A 15,515-nucleotide genomic window follows, 5' to 3' on the forward strand; every position below is an offset into this window, starting at 1 on the left:
TTAATGTTATCTGTATTCATATTGTCGGAATCTCCTCCTGACTAAATCCGTGATTTCGCGCATTCTGGACGCATTGGTCGTTTAGACTTTAGAAGTTAAGATTAATTCGCTTCAGGAGAAAGGCACAAACACTTTTTCCTGGGATTTCTACTGACCCTTTACCAACCCTTACTTCACCTCAAAATGGCTCATCCCTGTCACATTATTGTCGCAGGCAACCCGGCAATTATCTATGCCAGTAGGGGCGGCACCCCTGACAAGATTCTTCCCACCCTCAGACGATTCCTTGACAAGTTCTGGCAGGAACGTGACACCTCTGGGGAAACTAGCGATACTCCTGATTGCCTGGTTGCTCAAATTATTGTTCGATTTGGCTTTGAAATTTGCGAGGATGACTTTTCTAATTTGAGAGTGGGTGTACGATACGACCCAAATGTGGAATATCTTTACTGGATATCTCCTGAACGTCAGATTAGCGTTTGGGTACCAGGAGATGCCTATCGAAAAAATTCAGACCTGGGGTTGGATGGCTGCCACAATCTAGCAGAGGTGAGGGGTGAAGGGGGGAGTTAGGATGTGAGGTTAAGATTTACAGCAGTTTCCAGATGAGTAAACCACCATTGTCTGTAGATGAGTGGATGAGTGGATGAGATCCCTCCCCTCCCTCTTCCGCTCTCCGCCCCACTCCAGTCAAACCCTTTAGAATGAGATCAGAGGCACTAGGGCACTCAAACATGGATATTTTGTGGTCACGGCTATTGAGAGTGATTTATCGGAAAGAACCTATTGTTGGGTTTGTAGCAACGGTGGGTGTAGTGGATGCGGCGATCGGTGGGTTAACTGAACACTGGTCATTGCTGGCGGTCGGGGTAGGAACTGTAGGAACGGCGATCGCCCTACGGCTATGGCAGATCCAACGTCGTCAGGTAATGGAGACGGTGAGCCAAAACCCCGTTTATATCCTTCCCCCCGAATCATCTCGCCCCAGTTTGCCTACGCTAACGGCGGCTAAGAAAAATCCTCCTAGAAAATTTTAGAGAAACAAGGATCCGCACCCCGTAACACATGATAGAAACCACGATCGCCAAACCCCTGCTAAAGATTGGTGAAGTTTCCAATCACAGCGGATTGCCAGTCAAAACGATTCGCTACTACGAAGAGATTGGGCTGTTAACACCGACAGTGGAGCGATCGCAGACAGGCTACCGCCTGTTCAATGAACAAATCACAAACCGACTGGCGTTTATTAAACGGGCACAGTCCCTTGGTTTAACCCTCAACGAAATTAAAGATATTTTGCATGTGCATGACCGAGGAGAGCTTCCCTGTGGTGAAGTGAAGCAACACCTCCAGGATAAGGTGGGTGCCATCAGCGAGCAGATTAGAGCACTGGAAACCTTACGGTCAGAACTTGAAGGCTTACTTTCTGGCTGGCAGGAAAGTCCTCCTCCGGGACTGATTTCGCAGACCATTTGCCCGAATATTCAGAAAAAGGGATGAAAGGAGAGGAGAGAGAATATAAGAAACGGCTCCAACTGCGCTCTCAATTTTGGCAACGATAGCGTTGTGCCAGCACAGTCGCGCCATGCCCAAGGTTGCACAAACAATCAGGGCTTGCCTGCTCTTCCATTATTGCCAGTTGCAACCTCTGCTAATTCTTTGACTATCTCCTAACTCTCTGTACAAATACGGCTCTCCTGTTTTCTCTTACTAGATGTTCGTATCAATCTTTAACATCTTCTAATCACAGCCAGGGCTAACCTGAGAATCTAAATTTCAAGTTGTAGAGTAAGAAATGCCTTTTGAGCAGCATTTCTTGCGACTTCTAGCCATCGTCTGATCGGATAAAACAACACTTTTGTTCAAGAAATGTATAAGAACTCACAGATCGTTAAATCTGTAAGCTAGACTGAATTTTACCAGGGAAATCTCCACTGAAAGGCGCAATACTCTTTCAGTAGGGTTTCATGAGTTGAGGAGTAAAACTCAACAATAGACGGTAGCCCTGAAAGCTTTAGACAATAGGTCTGCCGTTGATTCATCAAAGGTAAGGAGCAAGGAAAAAACAGAACTCAAATGTTCAGAAGTCGCATCTAAACTGTTTCATGAGTTCTCTGTTAACCTGTTTTGTTTGTCATGTACAACTGGTCATTTAACTATGACTCAAGATAGATGGCAAATATTATTTTCAAGTGTATCCAAAAGAACCTTGGCTGCTGCATTGAATTGCCCCCTTCATTTCAGTGCTTCTGTCAAACCTTTAGTGACTGATGTCTTAGAAAAACCAAAAGGGTTGCTAAAAAGCAGGATGAATTGAAACGAAGTTTCAAGCTTCCAGTAATCTTTTCACCCTCAAAATCAGCAACGCCGAACCAAAAATAAACTATTAGTGAGGAGAAGAGTATTAGCTCTTCTTGAGGAAGATGGTATGGATTGAAAAGACTTACCAGGCTCCCCCGAATTCCGGAGAAATATTTTTAGGGCGAACATTGCCTTCCTTGCTTGATGAAGGATGTAGTGATGCGCCTAATGCCCAGGCATTTAATCAGTGGACTGAAGCAGGCTGGAAGCCCCTTTCCAATCAAATGTTTCAGTCTGCGGTTGAGGCGGTTGCCTTGGGACTGTTGGAACTGGAATTAGAAAGGGGGAGCCGCATCGCATTGTTAATGCACAGCGACACCAGCTTCTGCATTGCAGACATGGCGTGTTTGCTGGCAGGACTGGTCAATGTGCCAATTGATCTAACCCAAACCCTGGAACATATTCTGTTTGTTTTGCAGCACAGTGAAGCGAGGGCGTTAATTATTTCTAATCAGGATTTGCTCGATCAAATTGTGCCATACCTGCACAATGCCCCTGACTTACAGCAGATTATTGTTGTTGAGGTTCCTTCAAACTGGCAGGCGGCGAGTATCTCTGCGTCTTCGCGTCTTGGTGTTTCTTCGCCACTGGAAGTACTTTCCCAACGGGTGAATCCCGCTACCCTTTCGGAGTCTGCTTGCCTGGATATTCCAATGCTGCTCCACCCAGCCCATCCTGAGCATCCCCATTCCCTGCTGCCCCAGTGTGTCCAGATTTTTTCCCTGGATGACATCCGTGCCAGAGGAGAGGTTCGGGTTTCAGAAGCGCGATCGCAGCAACTAAGGACAGCCTTAACACCTGATCAACTCGCTACCCTGATCTATATTCCCGATCAAGCGGGGCAGCTTCAGGGTGTGATGTTGACCCATGAAAACCTCTCAGCCAATGCCCTAGCCTCCTTTTCCTGCATTGAGAATTTGCAAAGAGGCAACCAGGAAGTGGTGCTTTCATTTTTACCGTTGAATCATGTGCTGGCGCGGTGCATGATTTATGGGCATGTGAGTTATGGGCACAGCATCTACTTTTCAACCCCAAATCGCATCACCAAACATTTAAAGGAACTTCAGCCGACTATTCTGACTACAGTGCCGCTGCTGTTGGAGAAGGCATACGGCAAAATTCTAGAAAAAGGCAACAAATTAAGCTTATTGAGTCGCATCATCTTCCGCTGGGCGCTGCATCTTGCCAGTCGATATGAGCTAGGGCGGCCACCCAAAGGGCGATATGCATTGCTGCTAAAGCTGGCAGACTGGTTGGTGCTGTCCAGGTGGCGGGATGCTTTTGGCGGTCGGCTCAAGTATCTGATCTGTGGCGGTGCCGCCTTAAAAGCTGACCTGGCAAATGCTTTGGCTGCCGCGGGTATTATCCCCATGCATGGATATGGTTTGACGCAGGCAAGTGCGGTTGTGTGTTTCAATCGCGGCAATTATAACCGTGCCGGAACTGTGGGAGTTCCTGTTCCAGGGGTTGAGGTGGAGATCGCAGCGGATCAGGAAATCTTGCTGCGGGGTCCCTATATGACTCAGGGCTACTACAAAAACCCTGAAGCAACTCAAGAAATGATTGATGCCCAGGGATGGCTCCACACAGGCGACCTGGGCACTTTCACGGAAGACGGGTTCTTGAAAATCACCGGGCTGAAAAAAGCCCTATTCAAACTCTCCACCGGCAAATATATTACACCGATTCCCATCGAACAGCGGTTGAAACAGTCCCCCCTGATTACGCAGGCGATCGCCGTCGGTTCTGAGCAAAAATTCTGTGCTGCTCTAATTTTCCCCAATCTAGAAGCGCTGCATAGTTATGCTCTAGAAACAGGAATTGATTTACCACCGGATGCTTTACTCAAACACTCCTGCATCACCAATTTATACCGGGCATTAATTGATGCTGCAAACTGCCATCTGCCCTACTGGGCAACGGTAAAAAAATTCCAATTGATTAATACTCCACTAACGCTTGAAAACGAATTGCTAACAGTTACCGGAGAAATAAATCGTAACCAGATGATCAAAGTTTTTGCCCCGGAAATCAAAGCCCTCTTTAGAGACGAAACCCGCAAAGACAAACTCACTCAAGAACGGGAAATTCTCGGAAAAGCGCCTGTCGAATTATGTCCTCCTGTCCCAGTGTCATCCTGCCCCACCTACGCGCGATCGCTAAATCCCCGCCTGACTACACTGGGGCTACTGCTTGCCAGCCATTGGGCGCTAATTGGTAGTCATGTAGGAACGGGGTAAGAGGAAAGGATGAAGGATGAAAGTTTGAGATTCGGAGTCGAGAGTTGAGTGGTAATCGGTAATTAGGTTGTTGTTTGTCATTGGTCATTTGTCATTTGTAAACACCAATGACCAATGACCAATGACCAATACCCCACCCTCCCCTCACCCCTCACCCCTGACACCTCACCCTAATTAACCCAATGGAGAACTTGAACCATGCACAAACCGTTTCGCACAGCCGCTGTTCTGGGTGCTGGAGTGATGGGAACCCAAATCGCTGCACACCTTGCTAATGCTGGTCTTACCGTGCATCTGTTGGATTTAGCTGCTAAAGAAGGTAACAAAAATGATTTCGTTGAAGGCACCTTCAAAAAAGCACTGAAGCAATCGCCGCCGATCTTTTTTACAGAAAAAACTGCTCGTCGTGTGATTCTAGGTAATTTTGATGACCATTTCCATCGGATTGCTGAAGTGGATTGGGTCATTGAGGCAGTAGTCGAAAATTTGGACATCAAAAAGCAATTGATGCAGCGGTTGGAAGAAACTATTCGAGAAGATGCCATTATTTCAACGAATACGAGTGGATTACCGATTCATGCGATCGCCGAAGGTCGTTCAGAAGCCTTCCGCCAGAGGTTTTTAGGAACCCACTTTTTCAATCCTCCCCGTTATCTCAAACTGCTGGAACTGATACCAACCGCCGACACCGATTCACAGGTTTTGGAACAGATACAGTGGTTTGGGGAAATTCATCTGGGTAAGGGAGTGGTGGTGGCAAAAGACACGCCCAACTTCATTGCCAACCGGATTGGCATGTTTGTCACGATGCTGGGGGTTAAAGCCTGGACAGAGCAGGGTTACACCATTGAGGAAATTGATACCCTGACTGGGACGATCGCCGGTAGACCTAAATCAGCTACCTTCCGCACTGCCGATCTGGTAGGGCTGGATACCTTAATGTATGTGGCATACAACCTTTACCCGGCAATTCCCAACGATGAAAGTCGGGAGATGTTCCGCGTTCCTAAAGTGCTGAAGAAATTGGTGGAAACAGGCACCCTGGGCGCAAAAACAGGGCAGGGATTTTACAAAAAACAAAAGGGAGAAATTCTCTCGCTCAACCCAGGAACAATGGCGTATGAGTCTGCCAGACCGATGAATTTGGGGGACATTGAAGCCATTGGAAAGATACCTGATTTGGGCGATCGCCTGCGTGCCCTCTATGCCGATGCCAGTCGTGCTGGCGCATTCTTCCGCCAGTCTACCCTGGCAATTTTGAATTACAGTGCCAACCGGATTCCTGAAATTGCCGACTGTGTCGCTGATGTCGATCGCGCTATGCGCTGGGGCTTTGGTTGGGAAATGGGTCCGTTTGAACTTTGGGATGCCCTGGGGTTTGAAACGGTGCTGGCAGACATGAGATCGGCGGGTATGTCAGTCCCTAAGTGGGTAGAAATCATGCAGCAAATGTGTGCCAAAAGTTTCTACAAAAACCACCATGTCTACAAGCCAGAACTACACTACACACCTCTAGAAATCTCCTCCGACGAAATCGATTTGACCGCTATCAAAGCCGATCCAGAAAGAGTTCTCTGGCACAATCCTGAAGCGGCTCTGCTGGACTTAGGTGATGGCGTGGTTCTGTACGAATTTCGTTCCAAGGGCAATACCCTCAGCTTGAACGTAGTCAGCGGTTTAGAAGAAGTGCTGAACCTGTTGGAAACCCACGCTTTCAAAGGTATGGTCATCGGTAACAGTAGCGCTCACTTTTCCGGTGGCGCAAACCTGGCAGAAATGGGAATGATGGCGCAGTCCGGTAATTTCGATGCCCTGGTGAAACTAATCATCCAGTTTCAAACCCTGATGCAGCGGATTCACTATTTCCCTAAACCGATTGTCGCTGCTATTCAGGGACGGGCATTAGGTGGTGGTTGTGAACTGGTGATGGCGTGTCCCCATGTGGTTGCAGCGGCTGAAACCTACATTGGTCTGGTTGAACTGGGAGTAGGGTTAATTCCCGGAGCCGGTGGCATCATGCGGATGGTGGCACGGGCAACGGAGCGGGCAGCTAATGAAACCTTGAGTCAGATTCAGCCCTTTATTCAGAAAACCTTTGAAACCATTGCCACCGCAAAAGTATCGGGCAGTGCCTACGAAGCACAGGAATTAGGCTACTTGCCCTGCCATGCCCGAATTGTGATGGATGGAGAACGTCGCCTCGCGATCGCCAAAGCCGAAATCCTTCACCTGTCCTACGTCGGCTACACGCCACCGTTCGAGCAAAATTCCATCATGGTGCTGGGTCGTCCCGGCAGGGCAATGCTGGAGCAAGCCGCTTACATCTTCCAACAGGGCGGCTACGCCAGTGAATACGATCGCTACCTCGCTGGTCGCCTTGCCTACGTCATGACCGGCGGCGAACTCACTGCCCCCTCCCTCGTCCACGAAGACTACCTGCTGCAACTGGAGCGGGAAACCTTCATCCCCCTGTTGGGGCAAACCAAAACCCAGGAGCGGATTGCCCATATGTTGAAGACGAAGAAACCGTTGAGGAATTAGGGAAGGCAGAGGGGGAGAGGTCATTAGGTCATTGGTCATTGGTCATTGGTATTTACAGACAACAAAGGACGAATGCCAAATGACCCATTCTCCATTCTCAGTAACAAGACTAAACAGGTTGAAAATTAACTATGAATGAAGCTTACATTGTTAGCAGTGTGCGGACAGCGGTGGGGAAAGCGCCGCGTGGAACCCTTCGCAATATGCGTCCCGATGATATGGGGGCGATCGCGGTTAAAGGTGCGATTGAAAAAGTTAAGGGGCTGGAACCGGAAAAAATTGATGACCTTATCATCGGCTGTGCCTTTCCTGAAGCCGAGCAGGGCTTTAATTTGGGACGGGTGATTGGTCAGCGCGTTGGCTTACCATCAACGGTGGCTGGGGTGACTGTGAATCGGTTTTGTGCCTCTGGTTTGCAAGCGATCGCCATGGCAACCCAGGCAATAATGACCGGACAGGCGGAGGTGATTGTGGCGGGGGGAGCGGAATCTATGAGTCTGATTCCGATGGGGGGAAATGTACTGGCACCGAACCCCGATTTGGTAACAGAATTGCCCCAAGCTTATTGCACGATGGGTCTAACCGCAGAAAATGTTGCCCACCAGTTTCATGTTTCCCGTGAGGACCAGGATGCCTTCGCGTTGCGATCGCACCAGCGGGCGATCGCGGCAATCCAGGCAGGTCGGTTTGACGAAGAAATCATTCCCATCACGGTTCACGAAACCCTCTACCTGGACGGCAAGCCAAAGACGGTTGAAACCTTATTCAAGGTTGATGAAGGACCCCGCCACGATACCAGTCTAGAGGCACTTGCCAAACTACCTGCCGTGTTTCGGGTCGGGGGTAGCGTCACAGCGGGCAACTCCTCCCAAATGTCCGATGGGGCTGCCGCCACCGTTGTGATGGCTAAACGAATGGTGGAGGAATTGGGCATTCAACCCATGGGGAAACTCTTGGGCTTTGCCGTTGCGGGTGTGCCGCCTGAAATTATGGGCATGGGTCCCGTGGAAGCCGTTCCCAAAGTGCTGAAACAGGTTGGGTTAACCCTGAATGACATTGGACTGATTGAACTCAACGAAGCCTTTGCTGCCCAGTCCCTCGCCGTGATTCGTAAGCTCGGTTTGAACGAAGACATCATCAACGTCAACGGTGGCGCGATCGCCCTTGGTCACCCTCTCGGCATGACCGGGGCAAAACTGACGGCAACGATTCTGCACGAAATGAACCGGCGCAACATTCGTTATGGCTTGGTGACGATGTGCGTCGGGGGTGGCATGGGTGCCGCTGGAGTGATTGAGAATTTGATGCTGTAGGTGGCTTGAGGCAGAGCCGAGACTTTCCCAGCCAGAGGCTCCGCCTCCCTTCATGGGGTTAAAAATCATTGCTTTTGGTAAACGATTATGGTTTCAATTCTATTGGCGATCGCCATTCCCAGTTCATTTCTGGCCCTATTGATATTCGGTTATTTGGGCGTACCTTTATGGCTGTGGACAATTGCTTTTGCCGCCATCTTGGGAGTATTTCAGCCACCCATCTGGGTCTGGGTTATCTTCGGTTTTATCGCGGCGGCTCTCAACATTCCCTTTCTCAGGCAGGGAATGATCACAGCCCCTTTGATGAAGGGCATCAAAGCGCTCAATCTGTTGCCGAATATTTCAGACACCGAAAAGGCGGCGATCGAAGCCGGAACCGTTTGGATCGACGGAGAATTCTTCTCCGGATCGCCCAATTTTCAACGGATGAACCAGGAACCCTATCCAGCCACAACCCCCGAAATTCAGGCATTTCTGGATGGACCCGTGGAACAGGTTTGCCGCATGGCAACGGACTGGGAAATCCATCGCCGTAAAGACCTGCCCCCAGAGGTGTGGGACTACCTCAAACAAGAGCGTTTCTTTGGCATGATGATTCCCAAAGAGTACGGCGGCTTAGGCTTCTCTAACCTGACCTATAGTTCCGTCATGGTCAAGCTGGCTTCCCGCTCCTTTACCCATACCGCAACCGTAGGTGTGACCAATTCCCTTGGTCCCGCCAAACTGCTGCTCAACTACGGCACCCAGGCGCAAAAAGACTACTACCTGCCCAGATTAGCCAGGGGCGAAGAAATCCCCTGCTTTGCCCTGACCGAACCCCACGCCGGGTCCGATGCCGCCAGCATCACCTCAGAAGGCGTGGTGTTTAAGGGGGAGGATGATCGGCTGTATATTCGGCTCAACTTCCGCAAGCGGTATATTACCCTGGGGGCGATCGCCACCCTGATTGGGCTTGCCTTCAAATTGCGCGACCCCGAAAACCTGCTGGGTCAAGGGGAAAACGTCGGTATCACCTGTGCTCTGGTGCCTGCCAATACCCCCGGTGTGATTCTCGGCAAACGCCATGATCCGATGGGAGTGCCATTCTACAACTCTCCGGTTGAAGGGCGGGATGTCGTTATTTCCATTGACCAGATCATTGGTGGGGCAGAACAGGCAGGCAATGGCTGGAAAATGCTGATGCAGACCCTTGCCGCGGGTCGGGGAATTAGCTTCCCAGCGACCTGTACTGGCGTTGCCAAACTGGTGGCTCGTGTCACCGGTGCCCATGCCGTTGTGCGGCGGCAGTTTGGGCTTTCCATCGGACGATTTGAAGGGATTGAAGAACCCCTTGCCCGTATCGGTGGCTTAACCTACCTGCTGGATGCCGCTCGCATCTATACCTGTGGTGCCGTTGATAACGGTGAGAAACCCTCCGTCGTTTCTGCGATCGCCAAATACGAATTCACCGAACTTGCCCGCCAGATGATTAACGATGGTATGGATATCGTCGGTGGGGCTGGCATCTGCCGGGGACCGCGAAACCTGCTGGCAAACATTTATACTGCAATTCCCATCCCGGTTACGGTCGAAGGAGCAAACATCCTCACCCGCACTATGATGATCTTTGGTCAGGGTGCGATTCGTTGTCACCCCTATGTTTATCTGGAAGTGGAAGCGCTCAGCCAGGGAGATGTCTCCGCCTTTGATTATGCCCTCTGGCACCATTTAGGTTTGATGGTACGAAATAGCGTTCGTTCCATTCTCCTGAGCCTATCCCGTGGTTATCTTGCCCGTTCGCCTGTCACAGGTCCTACTGCCCGCTACTATCGCAAACTCGCCTGGGCATCTGCCACCTTTGCCACCCTTACTGACCTTGCCCTAATTGGTTTTGGTGGCTCCCTCAAGCGACACGAAAAGTTAACTGGACGGTTTGCCGATGTCCTCTCCTGGATGTACCTGGGGATGGCGACCCTGCGCCGATTTGAAGCAGAAGGACGGCAACCCGAAGATTTGCCCCTGGTTGACTGGGCAATGCAATACACCTTCACCCAAATTCAGCAGGCATTCGAGGGCATCTTCAGTAACTTCAATCTCCCACTGGTAGGAACCATTTTGCGGGCACCTGTTTTAACCTGGTGGCGATTGAATCCCATCGGTGGGATGCCAACGGATGAGTTGGGTAGTCAGGTTGCTCAGCGATTGCAAACCGTTGGCGAAGGGCGCGATCGCCTTACGATCGGTATCTATATCCCCTCCCATCCCGATGAAGCACTGGGTCGGCTGGAACAGGCATTCCGACTTTCCCTCCAAGCAGAGGCAATTTTCAAAACCATCAAAGCTGCCAGCCGCGACGGAAAACTACCCCCAGGGAAACCCGAAAAACTGGTGGATATCGCCCTAATTGCCGGAGTGATTACTCAGGAATCTGCCGAACTGATTCGGGAAGCCGAAGCCGCCCGCAACGAAGCAATCCAGGTCGATGCCTTTACCCTGGAAGAGTACCAGCAGGGTAGCCAATCCACCCCCCACCCCGCTAGGGCACTCATGCAACATCCGACGGTTAATGTTCTTCTTCAGAGCTAAAGAAAATGTAGTGGAATAGCACTGATTTACATCGATTTTTAGATGAGTAAACCACGATGGTGTAAATGAGTGGTTGAGTGGATAAGTACGCCTTTGGCTTAGGCAAGGAGAAATATAGCCATAGCCACCTGATTTAGGACGGGGTGCAGGGGTGGAACCCCTAGCTGGGGGCAGCGCTCCCACACCCCCTTTAACCCCCAATTTACTAAGCAACCTGGCGATAGCTATAGTTGTAAGCAACAAAACCTTTGCCCAGCCGCGCAAATCTTTGAGATTTTGGGGGCTAAAACTTGTTAGTTCAGCGCTGTGCAAATATAGTGTGATTTGGTTTCCCTACTCCCTACTTCCCATTTCCCCATGCGGACTCTCCAACTCCTTTCTGGACAAACCGTTCCCGTTCTTGGTATGGGAACCTGGCGCATGGGCGAGAGTGCCAGGAACCGTCAGACTGAAATTGACGCTCTCCGCCACGGGTTAGATCTGGGTTTATCTCTGATTGATACTGCCGAAATGTATGGGGAGGGTGGAGCAGAGGAAGTCGTAGCGGAAGCGCTTCGACCGGGGAAAAGTTCGACTAGTGCCAATCGTCGTTCAGAAGTTTTTTTGGTCAGTAAGGTCTATCCCCCTAATGCTTCCCAGCGAGGAGCGATCGCTGCCTGTGAACGCAGCCTCAAACGATTGAATACAGACTACCTGGATCTTTATCTGCTGCATTGGCGTGGTTCTGTTCCCTTGGTAGAAACCCTGGAAGCCTTTCAGACGCTTCAAGAAGCAGGCAAAATTCGCAGCTATGGGGTGAGTAACTTCGATGTAAAAGACCTGGAGGAAGCCGCTGCCTTAAAGGGGGGAAATTCTATCGCAACCAATCAGGTGCTCTACAACCTGACCCGCCGGGGGATTGAGTTGAATTTACTTCCCTGGTGTCGGCAACGCAACATTCCCATCATGGCTTATTCCCCGATTGAGCAAGGGCGGTTGCTGAATCACCGGACACTCCAGGCGATCGCTCAAACGCGCGGAGTAACGACGGCTCAAGTTGCGATCGCCTGGTTATTGCATCAACACAATGTCATCGTAATTCCTAAGTCCAGCCACATTAGTCATGTAGAACAGAATCATGCTGCCCTGAATCTAAAATTGAGCGCTGAAGAAATGGCAATTCTGAACGTCGCCTTTCCCCCACCTGCTAAACCGGTCCCTCTAGAAATGTTGTAATTCCTGCCCTCGGTGGGGTGTTCACCGAGCCACCAAGTATTAGCAGTTAGACTGCTAGGGTTGCATCACTTGCCGACTCAGCGGTTGCCCAGAGCGATTGTACAAAACCACATCCCACTGTCCGGCAGCACTGGACTGGAAAGCAATGATATTACCATCGGCGCTGATGGTGGGATGACGGACATCAGCTTTCAGGGTTTGGGTTAGATTGCGAAGTTGGCGGGTATCGCGATCGTGCAGGTAAATATTGGACTGCCCTTCACGGATGCCCATGAAAACAATGAAACGCCCATTCTCAGAAATCGCTGGGGTTGAAGCCAGCATATCAATGGCATTCAGCCCAGGAAGTTCAATCAGAGAATGGGTCACCGTGTCGTACAGGTAAATATCCTGGCTACCCCGGCGATCGGATGAAAAAACCAGATATCGTCCAGACAACCTGGGGTTGGACTCCGAAAAAAGGCTATTAAGGCTACGTCCGCCTGGATCAAAGGGAAAACCGATCAACCGGGGACTGCTACAACCACTCAGCAGGGAAGGGAGGAGAAACAGAGGTAAAAAACGGCGGTGGGACACGGTAAGACCTCTCAAGGAGATGCCCCCGGAGCAGGACGAGATCGCTGAAAGTCGGGAATATCGAGTTCCACATTAGGTCCCCGATCTAGCACCTCAATATCCCACTGTCCACGAGTGCTGGTTTCAAACACAATATAGCGCCCATCAGGACTAATGCTGGGGTTACGAAACCAACCCCGGTAGCCGATGGTAAGAATCTGGGGTCGCTGGGTTGCGCGATCGTAAATTTCAATTTCGGGTCGAGCGCTATCGCTGGCAATATAAACAATGTAGCGTCCAGTGTAACTGAGGCTGGGAGACTCGGCGATTGCATCGCGACGATTTAACCGAGGCAAATTTACAAACTGCCGTTGCCTCAGGTCATACACCAAAATACTACGGCTCCCATCCCGATTGGAAACGAAAGCGACATAGCGACCATCTCCGCTCAATGCTGGCTGTTCATCGTTGTAACGGCTATCCAGTTCAGTCGAAGTTGTCGGAACCTCTGGCTGGCTACAAGCTGTAATCAACCCTACTAAGCCAAAACCAGCAACCCAACCCAACCATTGCCAGTTTCTCTGCCAGCTTGAATGGGTAGAGGTTGGCATCAATCTGCCTTGTCTACCATCCTTCATAGCTTATCCCTGCCCCTCGCCATCTGGAATCGTTAGCAATTACGCTAAACCAATTGCAAACTAATATTCGCTCCAGTTATCGTCCTCGTTGTCTACCGGACGGTAATCAACGTACTCAGAAGAAGACACTTCGGCATCCATGCCGCGATTACGGGATGGAGCAGACTCTTCATTAGGGGATGGGCGAGAACGTCGGGGGCGGCTAGAACTAATGGATGGATCACTTGAACGAGGAGAACTACTACGGGGACGAGGGGGTCTGTCCTCTCTAAAGTCAATCTCATCAGGAATGTCAGAATATCCTGTCGAACGCTCAGGGCGGGGACGGGGTCTACTGTTATTACGACGGGAACGCTGGCGCAGCCTATCCTCTGAAGATTCGGCTGGTCCTAATCGTTCTTCACCACTACGACTAGAGCGCCGGGGGCGAACATCTTCGTCATACTCATCTCGTCTGGGGCGTGGCTCACGACTACCGGGAATCCGGCGTGTCACTGGACGCTCATCATAGGGGTTCAATTCTTCAAATTCTGCCTGATAGCGATAAACCTGGCTCACCGGGCGTTCATCATCCACAACGGGAGCACTGCGTTTTGCCTGTTGAGTGGTAACACTCCGCAAACGGATGCCATCGTAGGCGTAAAAAATAGCCGAGCCAGCTAGCAGATATTGCAAGAATTGCAGAATGGGGTCAAGCCGCCATCCCTGAAAAAACAGGATGCCACCACTCAGTAATGAAATAGCTGCAAAGAAAATGTCGTGGTCCCGAGCAAGCGCTGGACGCTGAGATCTTAATAGATAAAGGGCAGCGCCTGCCACTGCAAGCACAATCCCCAAAAAGCTGCCCGGATTCAGCGCGAAGTTTACCATCCCATCTCTCCCCTTAAGTACTTCCTATAGTAACGAGTGAAGCCCCGAATCTCCAAGTCTATACAGGCATACACTCGCAAAACTGACTGGGTACTGCCTTCCCTTTATACCCAATAAACAGACTGACAGAAAAAGGATAACCCATCCATTTCAGACTTTTACTCAAAGCATTCCCAAAATAAGCCATTCGATAATACAAAAACCTCAGCCAGATGCTTTAAAGATAGACGAAGCCATCTTTTGCCCGACTGAGGTTTCACGCATAAATTGATTATCGAGAGTTGGAGCATCAGTAATAAATCCCATCCAAGTTGAGAACTGGAGATTTTTCCCAGGAAAACCTACAGGTTTCTAAATTGGTGAGGTTTAAGTCCATCGAGATGAACCTACTGAGGCTTAAAGTCCATGTAAAAAGCCTTAATCGTCAAAACCTGGTTTATTGAACCCAATCAACTGAACCCAACGAAGTTTTCAGATAAGGCTCTTAGAGAGAACGTCTAACTTTATCCTTCTGGCTGATAAATACCAGCGCGGTCACAATTGGTCCAACCACAATCACGAACCCTAAAAGCAGGCTCCACAAGAAATTTGCTAAAGACGGAGTCATGGATTCCTTTGCCTCTATCAACAACCGTTTGTCCTCATAATTTTAACGGTCTGTTACGCACTTGAGAAGCGGGGAGGCAAAGGATTTTAGAAAGGGGGGGAGGGGAGGGGGGAAGAGGGTTGTTAGTTGTTGGTTGTTACTGGTTAGGGAGGGAGGCGAGAAGGGCAGAAGAAGGGAGAGGGAGAAGATGAAGGGAGGTAGAATAGGTAGGGTAGACCTGTTTACATGACTTAAAGATTGAGGGATTGGTTATGGATGTTCTGGCGATCGCTTCCTGGACGTTGGGTCCCTTGCTTGCACTGATGACACTACTCTTCATCTTTCGGATTGTGCTGGCATGGTATCCCCAGATCGACCTGGCGCAATTTCCCTTCAACCTGATTGCGATCCTAACGGAGCCTTTACTAGCACCTTCTCGAAAAGTCATTCCTCCCCTGGGTGGAGTGGATATCACCCCTATCATCTGGGTTGGCATTGTCAGCTTGCTGCGGGAGATTTTGCTAGGGCAACAGGGGTTACTAAAGATGATGTTTTAGCCTCTGGTTTACTATGCTCAAAGCTCCCCAGACCTCCGAGGTTTTGAAAATCTCGGAGGTCTAAGCTTGCTATA

Annotated in this window: 13 protein-coding genes; 9 read left to right on the forward strand and 4 right to left on the reverse strand. The window is 50.2% G+C overall.

The genetic code is table 11. The features are described 5' to 3' along the window. Positions 1 to 183: 183 nt before the first annotated feature. The 8 genes from AC1S52_RS12340 to AC1S52_RS12375 all read left to right on the forward strand — a co-directional run bounded on the left by AC1S52_RS12340 (position 184) and on the right by AC1S52_RS12375 (position 12,235). The gene (locus AC1S52_RS12340; protein ID WP_482029309.1) at positions 184 to 573 is read left to right on the forward strand and encodes a histidine kinase; all 390 of its coding nucleotides are present in this window, start codon (positions 184 to 186) and stop codon (positions 571 to 573) included. Between the two features lie 161 nt (positions 574 to 734). Further along, positions 735 to 1,037 (forward strand): hypothetical protein, encoded by a 303-nt coding sequence (locus AC1S52_RS12345; protein WP_482029310.1) that lies wholly within the window; start codon positions 735 to 737, stop codon positions 1,035 to 1,037. Between the two features lie 28 nt (positions 1,038 to 1,065). Then, positions 1,066 to 1,500, forward strand: coding sequence for a heavy metal-responsive transcriptional regulator (locus tag AC1S52_RS12350; RefSeq protein ID WP_482029311.1), 435 nt, complete (start codon positions 1,066 to 1,068; stop codon positions 1,498 to 1,500). 923 nt (positions 1,501 to 2,423) lie between these two features. Continuing rightward, entirely contained in the window at positions 2,424 to 4,601 is a 2,178-nt protein-coding gene (locus AC1S52_RS12355; protein WP_482029312.1) for an AMP-dependent synthetase/ligase, read from the forward strand. A 198-nt stretch (positions 4,602 to 4,799) separates the two neighbouring features. Further along, positions 4,800 to 7,142 (forward strand): 3-hydroxyacyl-CoA dehydrogenase NAD-binding domain-containing protein, encoded by a 2,343-nt coding sequence (locus AC1S52_RS12360; protein WP_482029313.1) that lies wholly within the window; start codon positions 4,800 to 4,802, stop codon positions 7,140 to 7,142. A 131-nt stretch (positions 7,143 to 7,273) separates the two neighbouring features. Further along, positions 7,274 to 8,455, forward strand: coding sequence for a thiolase family protein (locus AC1S52_RS12365; protein WP_482029314.1), 1,182 nt, complete (start codon positions 7,274 to 7,276; stop codon positions 8,453 to 8,455). 87 nt (positions 8,456 to 8,542) lie between these two features. After that, positions 8,543 to 11,020, forward strand: a complete 2,478-nt coding sequence (locus tag AC1S52_RS12370) for an acyl-CoA dehydrogenase (protein WP_482029315.1) — start codon at positions 8,543 to 8,545, stop codon at positions 11,018 to 11,020. A 357-nt stretch (positions 11,021 to 11,377) separates the two neighbouring features. After that, positions 11,378 to 12,235: an aldo/keto reductase gene (locus tag AC1S52_RS12375; RefSeq protein WP_482029316.1), complete on the forward strand. Its 858-nt coding sequence runs from the start codon at positions 11,378 to 11,380 to the stop codon at positions 12,233 to 12,235. 54 nt (positions 12,236 to 12,289) lie between these two features. On the opposite strand, the gene AC1S52_RS12380 is transcribed toward AC1S52_RS12375, so the two are convergent. The 4 genes from AC1S52_RS12380 to psbX all read right to left on the reverse strand — a co-directional run bounded on the left by AC1S52_RS12380 (position 12,290) and on the right by psbX (position 14,905). Further along, a complete protein-coding gene (locus AC1S52_RS12380) occupies positions 12,290 to 12,811 on the reverse strand; it encodes a TolB family protein (protein WP_482029317.1) in 522 nt (173 codons plus the stop codon). An 11-nt stretch (positions 12,812 to 12,822) separates the two neighbouring features. After that, positions 12,823 to 13,401, reverse strand: a complete 579-nt coding sequence (locus tag AC1S52_RS12385) for a TolB family protein (RefSeq protein WP_482029318.1) — start codon at positions 13,399 to 13,401, stop codon at positions 12,823 to 12,825. Between the two features lie 87 nt (positions 13,402 to 13,488). Beyond that, positions 13,489 to 14,298 carry a Ycf66 family protein gene (locus tag AC1S52_RS12390; protein WP_482029319.1) on the reverse strand — a complete coding sequence of 270 codons (810 nt, stop codon included), beginning with the start codon at positions 14,296 to 14,298 and terminating at the stop codon, positions 13,489 to 13,491. A 484-nt stretch (positions 14,299 to 14,782) separates the two neighbouring features. Next, positions 14,783 to 14,905, reverse strand: coding sequence for a photosystem II reaction center protein PsbX (psbX, locus tag AC1S52_RS12395; protein WP_482029320.1), 123 nt, complete (start codon positions 14,903 to 14,905; stop codon positions 14,783 to 14,785). Between the two features lie 251 nt (positions 14,906 to 15,156). Between psbX and AC1S52_RS12400 the strand changes: the two genes are divergently transcribed. Continuing rightward, complete coding sequence (locus tag AC1S52_RS12400; RefSeq protein ID WP_482029321.1) at positions 15,157 to 15,441, forward strand: YggT family protein; 285 nt, start codon at positions 15,157 to 15,159, stop codon at positions 15,439 to 15,441. The last annotated feature ends 74 nt before the right edge of the window (positions 15,442 to 15,515 follow it).

This window comes from Kovacikia sp. CALU 1929, from assembly GCF_056784235.1.

Coding starts and splice junctions, on each gene's coding strand:
- AC1S52_RS12340 (WP_482029309.1), top strand. CDS start 184: ATGGCTCATCCCTGTCACATTATTGTCGCAGGCAACCCGGCAATTATC.
- AC1S52_RS12345 (WP_482029310.1), top strand. CDS start 735: ATGGATATTTTGTGGTCACGGCTATTGAGAGTGATTTATCGGAAAGAA.
- AC1S52_RS12350 (WP_482029311.1), top strand. CDS start 1,066: ATGATAGAAACCACGATCGCCAAACCCCTGCTAAAGATTGGTGAAGTT.
- AC1S52_RS12355 (WP_482029312.1), top strand. CDS start 2,424: ATGGTATGGATTGAAAAGACTTACCAGGCTCCCCCGAATTCCGGAGAA.
- AC1S52_RS12360 (WP_482029313.1), top strand. CDS start 4,800: ATGCACAAACCGTTTCGCACAGCCGCTGTTCTGGGTGCTGGAGTGATG.
- AC1S52_RS12365 (WP_482029314.1), top strand. CDS start 7,274: ATGAATGAAGCTTACATTGTTAGCAGTGTGCGGACAGCGGTGGGGAAA.
- AC1S52_RS12370 (WP_482029315.1), top strand. CDS start 8,543: ATGGTTTCAATTCTATTGGCGATCGCCATTCCCAGTTCATTTCTGGCC.
- AC1S52_RS12375 (WP_482029316.1), top strand. CDS start 11,378: ATGCGGACTCTCCAACTCCTTTCTGGACAAACCGTTCCCGTTCTTGGT.
- AC1S52_RS12385 (WP_482029318.1), bottom strand. CDS start 13,401: ATGCCAACCTCTACCCATTCAAGCTGGCAGAGAAACTGGCAATGGTTG.
- AC1S52_RS12390 (WP_482029319.1), bottom strand. CDS start 14,298: ATGGTAAACTTCGCGCTGAATCCGGGCAGCTTTTTGGGGATTGTGCTT.
- psbX (WP_482029320.1), bottom strand. CDS start 14,905: ATGACTCCGTCTTTAGCAAATTTCTTGTGGAGCCTGCTTTTAGGGTTC.
- AC1S52_RS12400 (WP_482029321.1), top strand. CDS start 15,157: ATGGATGTTCTGGCGATCGCTTCCTGGACGTTGGGTCCCTTGCTTGCA.